The organism is Mycobacterium sp. 4D054, from assembly GCF_052245755.1.
Lineage (GTDB): Bacteria > Actinomycetota > Actinomycetes > Mycobacteriales > Mycobacteriaceae > Mycobacterium.
In genome coordinates this window covers 68,220-84,535 of sequence record NZ_JBQQCF010000010.1, presented here as the reverse complement: position 1 = coordinate 84,535, position 16,316 = coordinate 68,220, and the positions used below count along the sequence as shown (strand labels likewise).

The following is a 16,316-nucleotide window of genomic DNA, read 5'->3' as shown; positions in this document are numbered from 1 at the left end:
TCTCCAGAAAGGCAGCGCCGTGGCTTCCGATCTTCTCTCCCAGGTCGTCAACTCCGGGCCTGGCTCGTTCCTGGCCAAGCAACTCGGTGTGCCGCAGCCCGAGCCGCTGCGCCGTTACAAGCAGGGCGAGCCGCCGCTGGCCGGTTCCCTGCTGATCGGCGGCGAGGGCCGCGTGGTCGAACCGCTGCGCGCCGCGCTGGCCGACGACTACGACGTCGTCGCCAACAATCTCGGCGGGCGCTGGGCCGACTCGTTCGGGGGCCTGGTCTACGACGCCACCGGCATCACCGATCCCGAGGGTCTCAAAGGGCTGTACGAGTTCTTCACCCCGCTACTGCGCAACCTCGGGCATTCCGGTCGCGTGGTCGTCATCGGCACGACACCCGAGGAGACCGGCAGCGTGCACGAGCGCACCGCGCAGCGCGCCCTGGAGGGCTTCACCCGGTCGCTGGCCAAGGAGCTGCGCGACGGATCGACCGCGTCACTGGTGTACCTGTCGGCCGACGCCAAACCGGCCGCCACGGGCCTGGAGTCCACGCTGCGCTTCATCCTGTCCGGCAGGTCGGCCTACGTCGACGGTCAGGTGTTCCGGGTCGGCGCGGCCGACGCGACCCCGCCCGCCGACTGGGACCGGCCGCTCGACGGCAAGGTCGCCGTTGTCACGGGTGCGGCGCGCGGGATCGGCGCGACCATCGCCGAGGTGTTCGCCCGAGACGGCGCGAAGGTGATCGCCGTCGATGTCGAGGGCGCCGCCGAGGCGCTGGCCGAGACCGCCACCAAGGTGGGTGGGACCGCGCTGACGCTGGACGTCACCGCCGCCGACGCGGTCGACCGCATCGCCGAGCACGTCCGCGAACACCACGGGGGCAGGCTCGACATCCTGGTCAACAACGCCGGCATCACTCGAGACAAGCTGCTGGCCAACATGGACGAATCCCGCTGGGACTCGGTGATGGCGGTGAATCTCCTTGCGCCGCTACGCCTGGCCGAGGGGCTGGTGGAGAGCGGCCTGATCGGCGACGGCGGCCGGATCGTCGGGTTGTCCTCGATGGCGGGCATCGCCGGTAACCGTGGGCAGACGAACTACGCCGCCACCAAGGCCGGCATGATCGGGTTGACCGACGCGCTGGCTCCGCAGTTCGCCGACAGGAACATCACGATCAACGCCGTGGCGCCGGGGTTCATCGAGACGAAGATGACCGACGCGATTCCGTTCGCCACCCGTGAGGTCGGCCGTCGGCTCAACTCGCTGTTCCAGGGCGGTCAGCCCGTCGACGTCGCCGAGGCGATCGCGTACTTCGCCAGCCCGGGTTCGAATGCCGTGACCGGCAACACGATCCGGGTGTGCGGTCAAGCCATGCTGGGCGCGTAGAGATGGGTGACCAGCAGCCCTCGGGCTTGAGGAACCTGGCGTTGGCCGCGGTCGGCGCGCTGCCGTTCGTGCGCCGCGGCGACACGCTGCCCACCCGTACGCTGACCGTCGAGGACCTCACCATCGACCCGGTCAACGTCGCCGAGTACGCCGACGTCACCGGGCTCCGGTTCGACAACGTCGTCCCGCTCACCTACCCGTTCGCTCTGACGTTCCCGACCGTGATGGCCTTGATCACCGGGTTCGACTTCCCGTTCGCCGCAATGGGTTCGGTGCATCTGGAGAACCACATCACCCAGTACCGCCCGATCGCCGTGACCGACACGGTGTCGGCGACGGTGCACGCGGAGAACATGCGTGAGCACCGCCGCGGACTGCTGGTCGACATCGTGACCGACGTCAAGGTCGGCAATGACGTTGCGTGGCATCAGATCACCACCTTCCTGCATCAGCAGCGCACCAGCCTGTCGGACGAGCCGAAGCCGCCGCCGCAGAAGCAGCCGAAGCTGCCGCCGCCGAACGCGGTGCTGCGCATCACCCCCGGGCAGATCCGGCACTACGCGTCGGTCGGCGGCGACCACAACCCGATCCACACCAACGCGATCGCGGCCAAGATGTTCGGTTTCCCGACCGTGATAGCACACGGGATGTTCAGCGCCGCAGCCGTTCTGGCCAACATCGAGGGCCAGCTGCCGGACGCGGTGAAGTACTCGGTGCGGTTCGCCAAGCCGGTGGTACTGCCCGCCAGGGCCGGGTTGTACGTCGAACGCAACCCCGACGGCTGGGACCTGACGCTGCGGCACCTGACCAAGGGTCACCCCCACCTGACGGGGACCGTCGCTAGCTTGAGATGACAGCGGTGGCGTCGACGTCGACGGTCGACGGCGCCCCTTTGAGTCCGCTCCAGAACAGGTTGATCATCAGCTCGGCGGCTTCGTCGACGTCGGCGTCGCCGGTGCTGACCCGCGACGCGATGGCCTCGCCCGCACCGACCAGGGCAACCGCCATCAACTCGAAGTCGGTGTCGGGCTCGGGGAACTTGGTGCCCGAACGCAGCAGCCGCCCGACCAGCTCGATGATGCGTTCGCGGCCCTCCCGCACGGTGTGCGAGAACGCCTGGGAGCTGGTGGCCTGGGTGTAGAGCACCATCCACGACGCCCGGTTGGCATCGATGTACTTCAGGAAAGCCAGCACCGCGGTGCGCAGCAGTTCCTTCGGCGGCGCGCTGAAGTCGATGTCGCTGTTCACCTCATCGACGAACCGGCCGAGCTCACGGTTCAGACAGGCGCCGAACAGCTCTTCCTTGGACCCGTAGTACAGATAGAGCATCGGCTTGCTGATCTGCGCCTCGGCGGCGATCGCGTCCATCGACGTCTCGTGATAGCCGTTCACGGAGAAGATCTCCACCGCGGCGTCGAGCATCTGCTGCTCCCGGACGGCACGCGGCAACCGCTTGGTACCACCTGCCATTGCGCGTGCCTTCCTGACCGATCAGCGACGAACGTCCTACCACAGGGTAAGCACTGGACGACCGATCAGCCGCCGCAGCGTGGCGAGAGACCCTTCATCGCGATGATCCGCATCACAGCCTCGTCGATGCGCGGCATGGTCAGTTCGCCGGCGGCGACCGCCTGCTCCAATCTGTCCAGCACCGCGGGCACCTCGCCGGTGCTCAGCCAGAGCGCAACGTCGGCACCCGCCTGCAGACTGCGCAGCACCGCGTCCCCGACGCCCAGCCGGGCGGTGATGGCCTGCATGCCGGACAGGTCGTCGGTGAACACCGGGCCGCCGAACGGCGGGCCGCCATAGTCGCCCGACCGCAGCAGCGCGTAGGCGGGCGGGCTCAGGCTGGCCGGTTCGCTGCCGGTCAGGCCCGGCACCTCCATGTGGCCGACCATCACGCCGACCGGGGCCTGGGTGGTCAGCGTCTGGTACGGCAGCAGGTCGTGAGCCTGCAGATCGGCCAGCGGCGGGGTGACGACGCTGCCTGCGTGGGTGTCCCCGTTCCCGTTGCCGTGCCCCGGGAAGTGCTTGAGCACCGGAAGCAGACCGGCGTCACGCAGCCCGCGGGCGTAGGCGCCCGCGTAGTCGGTGACCTGGGCCGGGTCCGCACCGAAAGCACGGTCGCCGATCACGCCGCCGTCGGCTGCGTCGGTGACGTCGACGACGGGCGCGAAATCGACCGTGATGCCGAGGCCGCGCATCTTGCGTCCGCGCTCCAGGGCGATCTGGTAGACCTGCTCCGGACTGTTGGTGGCCGCCAGCTGCCGGGGCGACGGCTGTGCGCCGATCAGGCCGGACAACCGCGAGACCCGGCCACCTTCCTCATCGACGCTGACTGCCAGCGGCAACGGCGTGGCGGCGTCGGCGATGCCGGCCAGGGAGCCGTCGGTCAGCATCGACAGGTCGCTCCAGCTGCCGACGAAGATGCCGCCCACGCGATGGGTGTCGACGACCGAGCGGGCGTCCGCCGCGCCGGTCACCCCGACCATGAGCCGCTGGGCGAGCTTGTCCCGGGTGGACATCGCCGCGACGGCGGCCGCGGGGTCACCGCACGCCGGCGCGGCCGGGGGCGGGGCGGCCGGCGGCGCCGGTGCGGGGCCGGCCGCCATCGACGGGGTCGCGTGGATCACCGGCGGGCCGGCCGACTCCGGTTCGGCGGGCGATGTGCAGCCGACCAGCAGCGCCGACGCCGCGAGCACCCCGGCGAGAGCATGCGGGACGGTTTTCGGGACGATCCGTGACGCAGGCATACGGACCGACAGTAACGGCAGAACGTGTCTCGATCTATTCCCCCGGGCCGTGGCGGGGTCCCGAGTCCCGCGGCTCGGAGGCGCAAGAGCCCGATGAAGACGCCCTGTGGTGCGGCTGCGACCAAATATTCTGTGGGGGGTGACGAGCGAGGACAAGGAGCGGCGATGACGGGCCCCGTACCCCGGGACAAGAAGACCGTGATGGTCATCGCCTTTGACGGCTCGCCCACTGCACGACGCGCGGTGCACTACGCCAGCCGGTTCCTGACCGCCGACCGGGCCGTGGTGCTGACGGTGTGGCTGCCGCTGGACCGGGGCTCGGCCCCGGTCGGTTACCACTACGACCTCGACGGGCCGCCCGATCCGCGCAACGACGACGAGATCGACATCGCGCTCGCCGAGGCGCAGCGCATCAACGACGAGGGCCTCGAACTCGCGCTGGCCGCCGGTCTGCCCGCCGAGCCGATGCGGCGGGCGGCCACCTTCACCGTGTGGCAATCCATCATCGAGGCCGCCGACGAGCTCGACGCCGACCTGATCGTCACGGGCACCCGGGCGACCACGGGTTTCCGGTCGCTGATCCAGTCCAGCGTGGCCGACCATGTGCTGCGCCGGGGACACCGTCCGGTGCTGATCGTGCCGCCGGAGCCGTGACCCGCGCCTGATCGCGCCGCTCCGCGGGCGCCCGGGCCGCGGCGGCCTCCGTGCTAGGTTTGCCGCATGGATCGGTTTCTCGTACCCGCTGCAGCCAGCATCGTCGTCGGCCTGCTGCTCGGGGCGGCAGCCGTGTTCGGTGTGACGTTGATGGTGCAGCAGGACACAAAGCCTCCGCTGCAAGCGGGCGATCCGGCGTCATCGGTGCTCAACAGGGTCGAGTACGGCGACCGCACCTAAATCCCGGGTCGCTACGCTCCTGCCCTCCGCCCCTGACCTGACCCGGCCGCTGTCGCGGCGCTGGTTGTGGGTGGCCGCCGCGGCGGCACTGGTCCTGACATTCGCCCAGTCGCCCGGCCAGATCTCACCCGACACCAAACTCGACCTCACCGCGAACCCGCTGCGCTTCCTGTCGCGCGCGTTCAATCTGTGGAACAGCGAGCTGCCGTTCGGCCAGGCACAGAACCAGGCGTACGGCTACCTGTTCCCGCACGGGACGTTCTTTCTCACCGGTGATCTCCTCGGCGTCCCGGGCTGGGTGACGCAACGGCTGTGGTGGGCGCTGCTGCTGGTGGCCGGGTTCTGGGGGCTGCAGCGGGTCGCCGAGGCGCTGGGCATCGGCACCACGACGTCCCGGGTGCTCGGCGGGCTCGCGTTCGCGCTGTCGCCGCGGGTGCTGACCACCATCGGCGCCATCTCGTCGGAGACGCTGCCGATGATGCTGGCGCCGTGGGTGCTGCTGCCGGTCATCCTGGCCCTCCAGGGCGGGTCCCGGGTGCGGGTGCTGGCGGCTCGCTCCGCCGTCGCGGTGGCGTTGATGGGTGCGGTGAACGCGGTCGCGACGCTCACCGCGTGTCTGTGCGCGGTGGTGTGGCTGCTGTGCCACCGGCCCGACCGGACGTGGCGACGGTTCGTGGCGTGGTGGCTGCCGTGCGTGGCGCTGGCCGTGACGTGGTGGGTGGTGGCGTTGCTGCACCTGGGCCGCATCAGCCCGCCGTTCCTGGACTTCATCGAGTCCTCCGGGGTGACGACGCGGTGGATGTCGCTGACGGAGATGCTGCGCGGCACCGGGGCGTGGACGCCGTACGTCGCACCGACCGCCACCGCGGGCGCCCCGCTGGTCACCGGGTCGGTGGCCGTGCTGGCGACCACGCTGGTGGCCGCCGGCGGGCTGGCCGGTCTGGCGCTGACGACCATGCCGGCCCGCGGTCGCCTGGTGACGATGCTGCTGGTCGGCGTCGCACTTCTGGCGGCGGGCTACTCGGGCGGCCTGGGGTCCCCCGTCGCGCAGTACGTGCAGGCCTTCCTCGACGCCGAGGGCACCCCGCTGCGCAATCTGCACAAGCTCGAGCCTCTGCTGCGGTTGCCGCTCGCGCTCGGGCTGGCCCACCTGCTCGGGCGCATTCCACTGCCGGGCAGTGCGCCGCGGCCGGTGTGGCGCAACGCGTTCGCCCACCCGGAACACGACAAACGGATCGCGGTCGGCATCGTGCTGTTGTCGGCGCTGACCGCCGCCACCGCGCTGGCCTGGACCGGGCGGCTCACCCCTCCCGGGGCGTTCGACGAGATCCCACCGTACTGGCACGAGACCGCGGAGTGGCTGGACGACAACAACTCCGGGGGCCGGGTGCTGGTGGCACCGGGCGCTCCGTTCGCGACGCAGATCTGGGGCAACAGCCACGACGAACCGTTGCAGGTGCTCGGCGACAGCGCGTGGGGGGTGCGCGATTCGATCCCGCTCACCCCGCCGGAGACGATCCGCGCGCTGGACTCGGTGCAGCGCCTGTTCGCCGCGGGACGGCCCTCTGACGGTCTGGCCGACACGCTGTCCCGGCAGGGCGTCTCCCATGTGGTGGTGCGCAACGACCTGGATCCGGATTCGTCGCGGTCGGCGCGGCCCATCCTGGTGCACCGCGCGATCGACAGCTCCCCCGGCCTGACCAAGGTCGCCGAGTTCGGGCCGCCGATCGGCCCCGGCAGCCTGGAAGGATTCGTCACCGACAGCGGCTTGCGGCCGCGCTATCCGGCCGTGGAGATCTACCGCGTCGACCGCCCGGTGTCACTGAAACCGTATGTGGTCGAGGCTGATTCAATGCCGCGCGTAGACGGCGGCCCGGAGTCGCTGCTGCGGCTCGACGAACGTCGCAGGCTCGTCGGGCGGGACCCGCTCGGCCCCGCACTGCTGACCCAGGACGCCACACGGGCCGGGCTGCCCTCGCCGCTGGTGACCGTGACCGACACCCCGACGGCGCGGGAGACCGACTACGGCCGCGTGGACGACCACTCGTCGGCGATCCGCGCACCCGCAGACGCGCGCAACACGTACAACCGGGTGCCCGACTATCCGACCACCGGAGGCGAACTCGTCTACGGCCGGTGGGGCGGCGGCAGGCTCTCGGTGTCCAGTGCCGCATCGGACTCCACGGCGCTGCCCGACGTGTCGCCGTCCTCAAATCCCGCATCGGCGATCGACGCAGACCCGTCCACGAGTTGGGTGTCCAATTCCCTGCAGACCGCGCTGGGCCAATGGCTCCAGGTCGACTTCGACCATCCCGTCACCAACGCCACGCTGACCGTCACCCCGAGCGCGACGGCGGTCGGCGCGCAGGTGCGGCGAATCGAGGTGTCAACCGTCAACGGCACCAGCACCGTCCGCTTCGAGGAGGCCGGCGAGCCGCTGACCGTGGCGCTGCCCTACGGCGAGTCCCCGTGGGTACGGATCACCGCCACCGGCACCGACGATGGCTCGCCCGGGGTGCAGTTCGGCATCACCGACATCAGCATCACCCAGTACGACGCCAACGGGTTCGCGCACCCGGTGAGTCTCCGGCACACCGTCGACGTGCCCGCTCCACCATCGGATTCTGTTGTGGCGCAGTGGGATCTGGGATCAGAGCTGTTGGGTCGCGCCGGCTGCGCGCAGAGTCCCACCGGAACTCGGTGCGCCGCGGCGATGGCGCTGGCGGCCGAGGAACCGGTGAACCTGAGCCGCACGCTGACCGTGCCGGAGGCGACACAGGTGACCCCGACGGTGTGGGTGCGTGGCCGCCAGGGACCCCATCTGGCCGAGTTGATCGCGCAGCCGGACACCACCCGCGCCCACGGCGACTCCGACCCGATCGACGTGCTCGGCTCGGCGTACGCGGCCACCGACGGGGACACCGGCACGTCGTGGACGGCACCGCAGCGCACCGTGCAGCCGCACACCCCACCATCGCTGCAGCTCAAACTGCCTGCCGCCACCGAGGTTTCGGCGCTGCGGGTCACCCCTGGCTCGTCGCCGCTGCCTGCCCGGCCGCGGTTGATCGCCGTCGATCTCGGGGACGGTCCGCAGGTGCGCCGCATGACGGCGGGAACCGAGACCTTCCGGCTGCACCCGCGGGTGACCGACTCGATCACGGTGTGGCTCATGGACTGGGACGACGTGATCGACCGCACCTCACTGGGTTTCGACCAGCTCAAGCCTCCCGGCCTGGCGGAGGTGGTCGCACTCGACGGACGCGGCACACCCGTCGGAGCCGCCGACGCGGCGGCCAACCGGGCACGCACGGTGAGTGTGCCGTGCGGACGCGGTCCGGTCATCGGCGTCGCCGGGGAGTTCATCCAGACGTCGGTGACCGCCACCGTCGGCGCGCTGCTCGACGGCGACCCGATCCCGGCCCGCCCCTGCCGCGACGAGCCGATCCCGTTACCGGCGGGCGAGCAGGAGTTGGTGATCAGCCCCGGTACGGGACTGATCGTCGACGGTGTGCAGCTGGACGGTCCGCGTTCTGCCGACATCGGTTCGGCGACAACGTCGCCCGTCACCGTCGAGGAGTGGACCAGCGTCGATCGCGAGGTGACTGTGCCGGCGTCGCAGACCGCGCGTGTCCTCGTCGTACCCGAGAGCGCCAACCCCGGCTGGACCGCGCGCACCGCCGACGGCGCCGCGCTGACGTCGGTCACCGTCAACGGATGGCAGCAGGGCTGGGTGCTTCCGGCGGGGGCGGCCGGCGCCGTGACGCTGGACTTCGCCTCCAACGCCACCTACCGCGCCGGACTGATCGGCGGCCTGGCGTTGCTGCCGGTGTTGTTCGTGCTGGCGTTCGCCCCCGTGCGCCGCCCCGGCGTCCCAGGGCCGCCCTCCAGACCGTGGCAGCCTCCCGCGCTCGCGGTCGCCGCCGGCGCCGCGCTGGTGGCCGCGGTGATCTCGGGAGTCGGCGGTCTGCTGGTCGCAGGCGCCGCGGTCGGCGTCCGCTACCTGCTGCGGCGGCGGGAACGACTGCGGGACGCGCTGACCGTCGGCACCGCCGCGTTCGGTCTGATCCTGGCCGGCGCCGTGCTCAGCCAGAACCCGTGGCGCTCGGTGGACGGTTACGTGGGCCACTCCGCGGGAGTGCAGTTCCTCGCGCTGCTGTCGATGGTCGCGGTCGCGGTTTCGCTGGTGTCGTTCCCCGATTCCCGGCGCACCGGTCAAGATGGGGGCCATGACAGCGCCACCGGTACCCCCGATCGGCACCCAGGTGTCGGCACTGGCCGCCCAGGCCCCTGATGCGGCGGGCGCAGTCCTGATTTCCCGCCGAAACCGCATTCCACGCGGAGAAATCGGCCGGGCGACCGCGTGGAATGCGATTTCGGCGGCTGAGGGGTCGGGCGTCAGCGGGCTTCGGCGGGTTCGACCTCGTCGCTGACCGACGAATCCAGCGGGGTCGGATGATGGCGTCGCTCCCAGCGCCGCAACGCATTGCGGCACCCAGACTCCACCAATCCGTAGCTGACCGCAGCGATCGCGAAACCGAACAGCAGGGTCAGGATCAGCACCACGGTGAAGTGACCGCTGAACGGGAACGCGCCGATGATCGGGAACACCATCGCCAGCGCGGCCAGGTGCCACACGAAAAGCCCGTAGGACCACCGGCCCAGCGTCACCATCACCGGGCTGCCCAGCAGCCGGTGCGGGGTATCCACCCGGTCGAGCACCAGCGGGGCCAGCAGCGCGCCGGCGACCACCGCGCCCATCGCCGTCTTCAACGTCACCTGCCCGACCGACCCGGGGTGCAGGCCCTCGCGCCCGGCCAGCGGGGACGCCGCGATCAGGAACGCCGTCAACGCCAGCACCGCCATCAGCACGCGCCGGCGGGCCAGCCGATGGGCCCAGCCCACCGGGCTGACCGTCAGCTCCGCGAGCACCATGCCCGCGGCGAACCACGAGAAGAACGCCGGCGGCCAATTCCACAGGTTGTGCCCGGAGTCGGGGTCGAACGGGATGCGCACCCAGAACAGGCTCGCCACGGCGACCGCGATGATCACCGGGATCCGCGCGCTCACCGGCAGCCGGCGGGCCAGCAGCGCCAGCAGCGGCAACACCAAATAGAAGCTCATCTCCACCGACAGGCTCCACATCTGGGTGAGGCCCGCGGTCAGGGTCAGCGGCACATAGATCTGGGTCAGCGTGAGATTGGCCAGCCACACCGTGAAGTCGGCGTTGACGTCGGGCAGCAGCGTCATGATCACCACCACCGCGACCAGATAGCCCGGCATGATCCGCACGATGCGCGACCTCAGGTAGTGCCCGGTCGACGGACGCTCCCGCAGCCCGCGCGCCGCGGCCGCGTGGCCGCGCCACAGCAGGAACCCCGACAGCGCGAAGAACACCGCGACGGCCAGATCGAAGCGGCCCAGCACCCGTCCCACCACGCCGCCGCCCTGGCCGGTCTGGAACGCCACGTGCGTGACGACGACGCCGATCGCCGCGCACGCGCGCAGGCCTTCGACGGCGGGCAGGAATCCGCGCGTCCCGCCGACGGCGCTCGAATCGCCCACGGCTTTGGCGTCGTTCACGCCGAACAGTGTGCCCGCAACACCGTCCCTGCGTGAATCCCGCCGGATAAACGGGTAGTCAGGCGCTGCCGGTGAACCCTCGTAGTAAGCGACGACCATCATCTGTGCTGTTAGGGTCGAACCGGACTTTTGGGCGTCTGGCTGGGCGCCGCCACCGCCACGCCCGTGGCGGCGCGCGAAGGGAGACACGGTATTGAACCGCGCAGTTGCGCTGAGGATCGCCGCGTGCGGAATCATGGGCCTCGGAGCTGCCCTGCTCATCGCTGCGCTGCTCTTGTCCACCTACACCCAGGACAAAATCGCCAAGATTCCGCTCGACATCGACACCACCCTCGTCAGCGACGGCACCGGCACCGCGTTCGACCCGGCGTCACTGCTCGGTGAGCGGTTCGTGATCAACGAGGACGTCCCGATGGTGCTGCAGCAGCAGATCAGCGTGGAGTCCCCGTCGAACGCCGACGTGGTGACGCTGCAGGTCGGCTCGTCGCTGCGGCGCACCGACCGGCAGCAGGACAACGGGCTGCTGCTGGCGATGGTCGACACCGTGACGGTCAACCGCTCCACCGCGATGGCGGTGTCGAGCGAGACCAATCCCGGCGGTTCGGTGCAGCGGCCGCGCTCCATCGACGATGAGGTGCCGCCGACGAGCATCGCGCTGCCGCACGAGGGGCTGGCCTACCGCTTCCCGTTCGACACCGAGAAGAAGACGTACCCGGTGTTCGATCCGATCGCGCAGAAGGCGTATGACGCCAACTACTCCGGCGAGGAGGATGTCAACGGCCTGACCGCCTACAAGTTCACCCAGAACGTCGGCTTCGACGCCGACGGCAAGCTGGTCGAGCCGGTCAAGTACCCGTCGCTGTACGACGACGACGCCGACAGCCAGGTGACGGCGCGAGCCGCGCTGTGGGGCCTCGAGGGCGACCCCGAGGAGATGATCACGATGACGCGGTATTACGCCGCGCAGCGCACGTTCTGGGTCGATCCGGTGTCGGGCACGATCGTCAAGGAGTCCGACCGCGGCTACCACTATTACGCCCGCGAGGCGCTCAAGCCCGAGGTCACGTTCGTCGACTACACCGTGACGTCCACCGAGGAGACGGTCGAGTCCCAGGTGGCCTCCGCGCAGGACGAGCGGGACCGGGTGTCGCTGTGGGGCCGCATCCTGCCGATCACGTTCACCGCGCTGGGCCTGGTCGCGCTGGTTGGCGGGGCGCTGCTCGGCTCGTTCAGCCTGCGCACGGAGTCGCAGTTGATCGATCCCGGTCTGGACGACACCGGCAACCGGTTCTTCGGTAAGCGCGGCGACGACGGCGAACCGGTGCCCGGCGCCGAGGCGAAGACCGAGAAACTGCCCGCGCAGCGGCCGACGGACCTGCCGCCGGACCGACCGGTCTGATCGCGCCGGTCTCCGCGCCGACCTGGCGCTCGCTCGTCGCGCCGGGTTATGCGCTGGCATTGACCCTCGCGGTGACCGGGCCGCTCCTCGCGCCGGGTTACCTGCTGCTGCGTGATGCGGTGTCCACACCGCGGTCCTATCTGACCGATGCCGCGTTGGGGCTGACCCAGGCCGCGCCGAGGGCGCTGCCGCAGGATTTCGCGGTCGCGCTGGGCTCGGCCGTGGTGGACGGCGGGGTGGTGGTCAAGGCCGTGCTCATCCTCGGCCTGTGGCTGGCCGGCTGGGGCGCCGCCCGGCTGGTGACCACGGTGCTGCCCGACGCCGGGACCGCCGGCCAATGCGTGGCCGTCACCATCGCGATCTGGAATCCCTACGTGGCCGAGCGGCTGCTGCAGGGGCACTGGAGCCTGCTGGTGGGCTACGGGTGCCTGCCGTGGGTCGCGGCGACGGTGCTGGCGCTGCGGCAATCGCCGAAATCGCATTCCACGCGCGGAAATGCGGGACATGACCGCGTGGAATGCGATTTCGGCAGGATCGGGGCGCTGCTGTTCTGGGTGGCGCTGGCAGGATTGACGCCGACGGGGTTGATGCTGGCCGCGACGATCGCGCTCGCGTGTGCGACGGCCCCCGGTTCAGGCCGGCCGCGGTGGTGGTGCGCAGCCGTGAGCCTGGCGGCGGCGGTGACGGCCGCACTGCCGTGGTTGGTCGCGTCGGCGGTGGCCGGCGGCTGGGCCGGTGCGGTGGACCAGCGGCCCGGGATCGAGGCGTTCGCCGCGCGTGCCGAGCCGGGGCTGGCCACTCTGGGCAGCCTGGCCGGCCTGGGCGGCATTTGGAATGCCGAGGCGGTACCGGCTTCGCGGACAACGCTTTTCGCAATCGTGTCGACGGGTGTGCTGTTGGCGATCGTGGCGGTGGGGCTGCCGGTGCTGCTTCGCCGCCGTGTCGCGCTGCCGTTGCTGGTGGTCGCGGTGACGGCAGTGGTCGCGCCGGCGCTGCTCGCCACCGGGCCCGGTATGGCGGTGCTGGAGGGCGTGGTCGGCGCGGTCCCGGGGCTCGGGGTGCTGCGCGACGGGCAGAAGTGGGTCGCGCTGGCCATGCCGGCCTACGCACTGGCCGGGGCGGCTGCCGTCGTCGCGCTGCGTCCCCGGCTACCCGCGGCGGCCGCCGCCGCGCTGTGCTGCGCCGCGGTGGTGGCGACGTTGCCGGACCTGGTCTGGGGTGTCGGCGGCCGCGTCGGCGCGGTGACGTATCCGCCCGGCTGGCCGGCGGCCGCCGAGCTGATCAACGCCGACCCGGCGCCGGTCGCCGTGCTGCCCGTCGACAGCATGCGGCGGTTCCCGTGGGCCGGGGACGCACCGGTGCTCGACCCGCTGCCGCGCTGGGTCCGTGCCGAGGTGCTCAGCACCGGTGACCTGACCATCGCGGGACAGACCGTTCCCGGGGAGGGCAGCCGGGCCCGCGAGGTGCAGCGGCTGCTGATCTCCGGCTCCGGCGCCGGCGAGCTCGCCGCGGCCGGGGTGGGCTGGGTGGTGGTCGAGGGCGCCGCGGTGGACCTGGAATTGCCGGTGGCCTACCGGGACGACGCGCTGACGGTGTACGCGATCGGCGGCGACAGCCCGGCCGCGCCCCATCGGGCGCTGCTGCTGGCCGCGCACTCGGTGTGGCTCGGTCAGCTCGTCGTCGGGCTCATCGCGATGCTGCTCGCGCGGCTGCGGTCACGTCACGCACACGGCCGGCAGCAGCAGCTGGACCGGCCAGAGCGCGGCGACCAGTAGATAGGCCAGCAGCCCACCGCCGGCAGGCATCAGCGTGTTCAACGATGTCTCAAGGAGGCGGACCTCCTCCACGCGGAAGAACGCCCACACCAGACCGACGGTGACATAAGGGATCGCCAGCCACAGCCCGAGTTCGATCACGTCGGCCAGACAGAACCGTCTACTGAGCACGCTGCGCGTGGCGGTGCGGATCGACATGCGGCGCTCCTCTCAGACCAGCCGCCGGTGGGCGCGGACGCGCCTGCGGACGTCGGCGAGCAGGATGTGACTGCCGCCCTGGCGAAGGAAGCCGGGCAGGAAGCGGTTGACGAACGCGACGAACAGGAACAGCTGCTCGAACCACCACTGCCGCCCGCCACCCCACGAAACGCCGAGCGCGTCGCGGAAAACCGGGGCCAGGAAGCCCGCGGTGAGGAACTTCAACAGCGGCCGGAAAGGCAGTCCCAGAACGGGATTGATCATCGTCACATTGATCAGCTCGGTGAGGTAGGACCTCACCACATCGTCCATCTGGACCTGCTCGCAGGCCGAGTCCCAGTACTGGTCGAACTCCGCACGGGTGGGCGGCCACTGGTCGGCGCCGACCTGCAGCGTGGTGCCGAGCGTCCAGGCCGAGCGGTAGAACTGCTCGGCCTGATCGGGCGTCATCCGGCCGCGCAGCAGCTGGTAGGTGTCTTCCAGCCCCACGAACAGGCACGCGGCCACCCACATCTGCAGATCGCGGTCGAAGGCGTTGTAGCGCACCGGACTTGACGGTCCCGACTGCACGTGCCGGTGTGCGCCGTCGACGGCTGCCCGGAAGGCGGCCCGGTCATCGTCGGATCCGAAGATCGCGACGGCCAGATACTGGAAGGTGGTGCGGGCCCGCTTCCACGGGTGCTTGAGCAGGTTGCCCGAGTCGACCTTGCTCTCCACGACGCCGTAACCCACTCCAGGACGCGACATCTGCATGATCACGTTGGCCGCGCCGGCGGCGAACGACCAGAAGTCCATCGCGTCGCCGACTCGCACCGGTTCGTCGCTCCAGCGTGCGGTGCGCCGCTTGATCTGAATCCTGTTGCCCCTCATGGGATACACACGCCCGTGACGAGCAGGATGGGCCAGAACAGCAGCGAGCCGGCGACCGCGAAGACCTTGAGCCCACCGTCCGCTGCCGCGATGTGGTCGGGCCGCAGCACCGTGACCAGGACCCCGAGAATCCCGTACGGCGCGCCGACCAGCAGCGCGGTCCCGATCCACTCGGCGACGGTCATCTCGTAGCCCAGGATCCGGCGCACCACACTGAGCATGGCGCTATGTTAATGGCCATTCGCGCTGCTGTCCGCGATAAGAGCGGAATTCGCGCGCCGTGATCAGATGACGCCGCTGGCCGGCACGCCGGCACGCACCGCGTCGAGCACGGCGCGCATGGCGTCGGCGCTCTGGCGCCAGGAGAAGTCGCCGCTGCGCACCTGGGCCTTGGCGCCCAACTGCTCGCGCAGCACCCCGTCGGTGAGCAACCGCTCCAGACCGTCGACCAGTTGATCGCAGTCGTCGACCAGCATCCCGGTGACCCCGTCGACGATCGAGTCGGTCAGCCCGCCCGAGGACCGGTAACCGATAGTCGGCACACCGTGCTGCGCAGCCTCGACCACCGACAGGCCCCAACCCTCTTTCCGGGAAGGCAGCACATGTACCCAACTCTGTTGCAGCACGGCGTGTTTGGTGGCGTCATCGACGTGGCCGTGGAAGGTGACCGCATCGGAGATCCCCAGCTGCCCGGCATGGTCGACCAGCCGCTGCGCCCACCAGCCGTCACCCAGCACGTCCAGGTGAACATCGGGGACGCGGGTGCGCAAGCGCGCCACCGCATCGAGGGCATCCTCGATCTGCTTGTGCGGTACCAGCCGCGAGAGCACCACGACGCGCGGAGTCTCCGAACGGGGAATGGCCAGCGTGTGTTCGGGCGCCGCGTCGACACCGTTGCGCACCACCGCGATCCGGTCCGGGTGCACGCCCAGCGCGGCCAGGTCGCGGGCCGACGGCAGCGACACCGTGACGTACTGGTTACGGCGGTGCAGCCGCGGGGACAGCCGCGATTCGACGAACCACCCGATGCGGCTCATCACCGGCCCGGCGACGGGCCACTGCTCGCGGTGGCAATGGTGCACCAGAACCACCGTCCGGCGGCCGTACACCAGCCGGGACAGGAACGGCAGCCCGTTCTGGGTGTCCACCACGATGTCGGGCCGGATGCGGCGCATCGGCCCCAGTCCGATCTTCGCGGCGGCCATCGCCAGCCCCGCCCACACGTATACGCTGTAGGGCCCGCCCCTGCGCTGGATCTGCACGCCGTCGACCACCTCACACCGCGGCGCGCCGCGGTAGCGGGCGGTGCGCAGCGTGACCCGGGTGCCCGACGCGGCGAGCTGGGAACCGATGCGCTGCAGGTAGGCCTCGCTGCCGCCGCCCTGCGGGTGGCCGGTGTCACGCCAGCAGAGAAGCAGCACGGAACGGACCTGCGCACGCGAGGAGCACACGGGATCGGGCAGGTCAGACATCCC

The 16,316-nt window shown here is 70.7% G+C and carries 14 protein-coding genes; 7 read left to right on the top strand and 7 right to left on the bottom strand.

All coding sequences use genetic code 11. The annotated features are described in order from the left end of the window. The first annotated feature begins 19 nt into the window (after nt 1–19). On the top strand, nt 20–1,372 hold the full coding sequence (locus ACTWP6_RS10145; RefSeq protein ID WP_443187545.1) for a 3-oxoacyl-ACP reductase: 1,353 nt from the start codon (nt 20–22) through the stop codon (nt 1,370–1,372). 2 nt (nt 1,373–1,374) lie between these two features. Then, entirely contained in the window at nt 1,375–2,226 is an 852-nt protein-coding gene (locus ACTWP6_RS10140; RefSeq protein WP_260756356.1) for a MaoC/PaaZ C-terminal domain-containing protein, read from the top strand. Here ACTWP6_RS10140 and ACTWP6_RS10135 read toward each other — a convergent pair. Together ACTWP6_RS10135 and ACTWP6_RS10130 are read right to left on the bottom strand one after the other, a co-directional pair. Further along, complete coding sequence (locus ACTWP6_RS10135; protein WP_260756355.1) at nt 2,213–2,842, bottom strand: TetR/AcrR family transcriptional regulator; 630 nt, start codon at nt 2,840–2,842, stop codon at nt 2,213–2,215. The two genes, ACTWP6_RS10140 and ACTWP6_RS10135, sit on opposite strands and share 14 nt — an antisense overlap. Before the next feature lie 65 nt (nt 2,843–2,907). Further along, complete coding sequence (locus ACTWP6_RS10130) at nt 2,908–4,125, bottom strand: glycoside hydrolase family 3 N-terminal domain-containing protein (protein WP_443187544.1); 1,218 nt, start codon at nt 4,123–4,125, stop codon at nt 2,908–2,910. 165 nt (nt 4,126–4,290) lie between these two features. On the opposite strand from ACTWP6_RS10130, the gene ACTWP6_RS10125 reads away from it, so the two are divergent. The 3 genes from ACTWP6_RS10125 to ACTWP6_RS10115 all read left to right on the top strand — a co-directional run bounded on the left by ACTWP6_RS10125 (nt 4,291) and on the right by ACTWP6_RS10115 (nt 9,310). Continuing rightward, nucleotides 4,291–4,779: a universal stress protein gene (locus ACTWP6_RS10125; RefSeq protein ID WP_260756353.1), complete on the top strand. Its 489-nt coding sequence runs from the start codon at nt 4,291–4,293 to the stop codon at nt 4,777–4,779. A gap of 66 nt (nt 4,780–4,845) precedes the next feature. Next, nucleotides 4,846–5,019, top strand: a complete 174-nt coding sequence (locus ACTWP6_RS10120; RefSeq protein ID WP_003933939.1) for a DUF2613 domain-containing protein — start codon at nt 4,846–4,848, stop codon at nt 5,017–5,019. Between the two features lie 49 nt (nt 5,020–5,068). After that, on the top strand, nt 5,069–9,310 hold the full coding sequence (locus ACTWP6_RS10115; RefSeq protein WP_443187585.1) for an alpha-(1->3)-arabinofuranosyltransferase: 4,242 nt from the start codon (nt 5,069–5,071) through the stop codon (nt 9,308–9,310). A gap of 104 nt (nt 9,311–9,414) precedes the next feature. On the opposite strand, the gene ACTWP6_RS10110 is transcribed toward ACTWP6_RS10115, so the two are convergent. Further along, entirely contained in the window at nt 9,415–10,599 is a 1,185-nt protein-coding gene (locus ACTWP6_RS10110; RefSeq protein ID WP_260756351.1) for an acyltransferase family protein, read from the bottom strand. 193 nt (nt 10,600–10,792) lie between these two features. On the opposite strand from ACTWP6_RS10110, the gene ACTWP6_RS10105 reads away from it, so the two are divergent. Both ACTWP6_RS10105 and ACTWP6_RS10100 read left to right on the top strand, forming a co-directional pair. Continuing rightward, the gene (locus ACTWP6_RS10105) at nt 10,793–11,998 is read left to right on the top strand and encodes a DUF3068 domain-containing protein (RefSeq protein WP_260756350.1); all 1,206 of its coding nucleotides are present in this window, start codon (nt 10,793–10,795) and stop codon (nt 11,996–11,998) included. Continuing rightward, complete coding sequence (locus tag ACTWP6_RS10100) at nt 11,995–13,773, top strand: hypothetical protein (protein WP_443187584.1); 1,779 nt, start codon at nt 11,995–11,997, stop codon at nt 13,771–13,773. The genes ACTWP6_RS10105 and ACTWP6_RS10100 overlap by 4 nt, the downstream gene beginning before the upstream one ends. Here ACTWP6_RS10100 and ACTWP6_RS10095 read toward each other — a convergent pair. The 4 genes from ACTWP6_RS10095 to ACTWP6_RS10080 form a co-directional block, all read right to left on the bottom strand. Further along, a complete protein-coding gene (locus ACTWP6_RS10095; RefSeq protein WP_260756348.1) occupies nt 13,714–13,971 on the bottom strand; it encodes a hypothetical protein in 258 nt (85 codons plus the stop codon). The genes ACTWP6_RS10100 and ACTWP6_RS10095 overlap by 60 nt on opposite strands. 12 nt (nt 13,972–13,983) lie before the next feature. Next, the gene (locus tag ACTWP6_RS10090) at nt 13,984–14,841 is read right to left on the bottom strand and encodes an oxygenase MpaB family protein (protein WP_260756347.1); all 858 of its coding nucleotides are present in this window, start codon (nt 14,839–14,841) and stop codon (nt 13,984–13,986) included. Beyond that, nucleotides 14,838–15,062 (bottom strand): hypothetical protein, encoded by a 225-nt coding sequence (locus ACTWP6_RS10085; protein ID WP_260756346.1) that lies wholly within the window; start codon nt 15,060–15,062, stop codon nt 14,838–14,840. Before ACTWP6_RS10085 ends, ACTWP6_RS10090 begins: the two co-directional genes overlap by 4 nt. 63 nt (nt 15,063–15,125) lie before the next feature. Beyond that, on the bottom strand, nt 15,126–16,313 hold the full coding sequence (locus tag ACTWP6_RS10080) for a glycosyltransferase family 4 protein (RefSeq protein WP_443187543.1): 1,188 nt from the start codon (nt 16,311–16,313) through the stop codon (nt 15,126–15,128). Between the last annotated feature and the right edge of the window lie 3 nt (nt 16,314–16,316).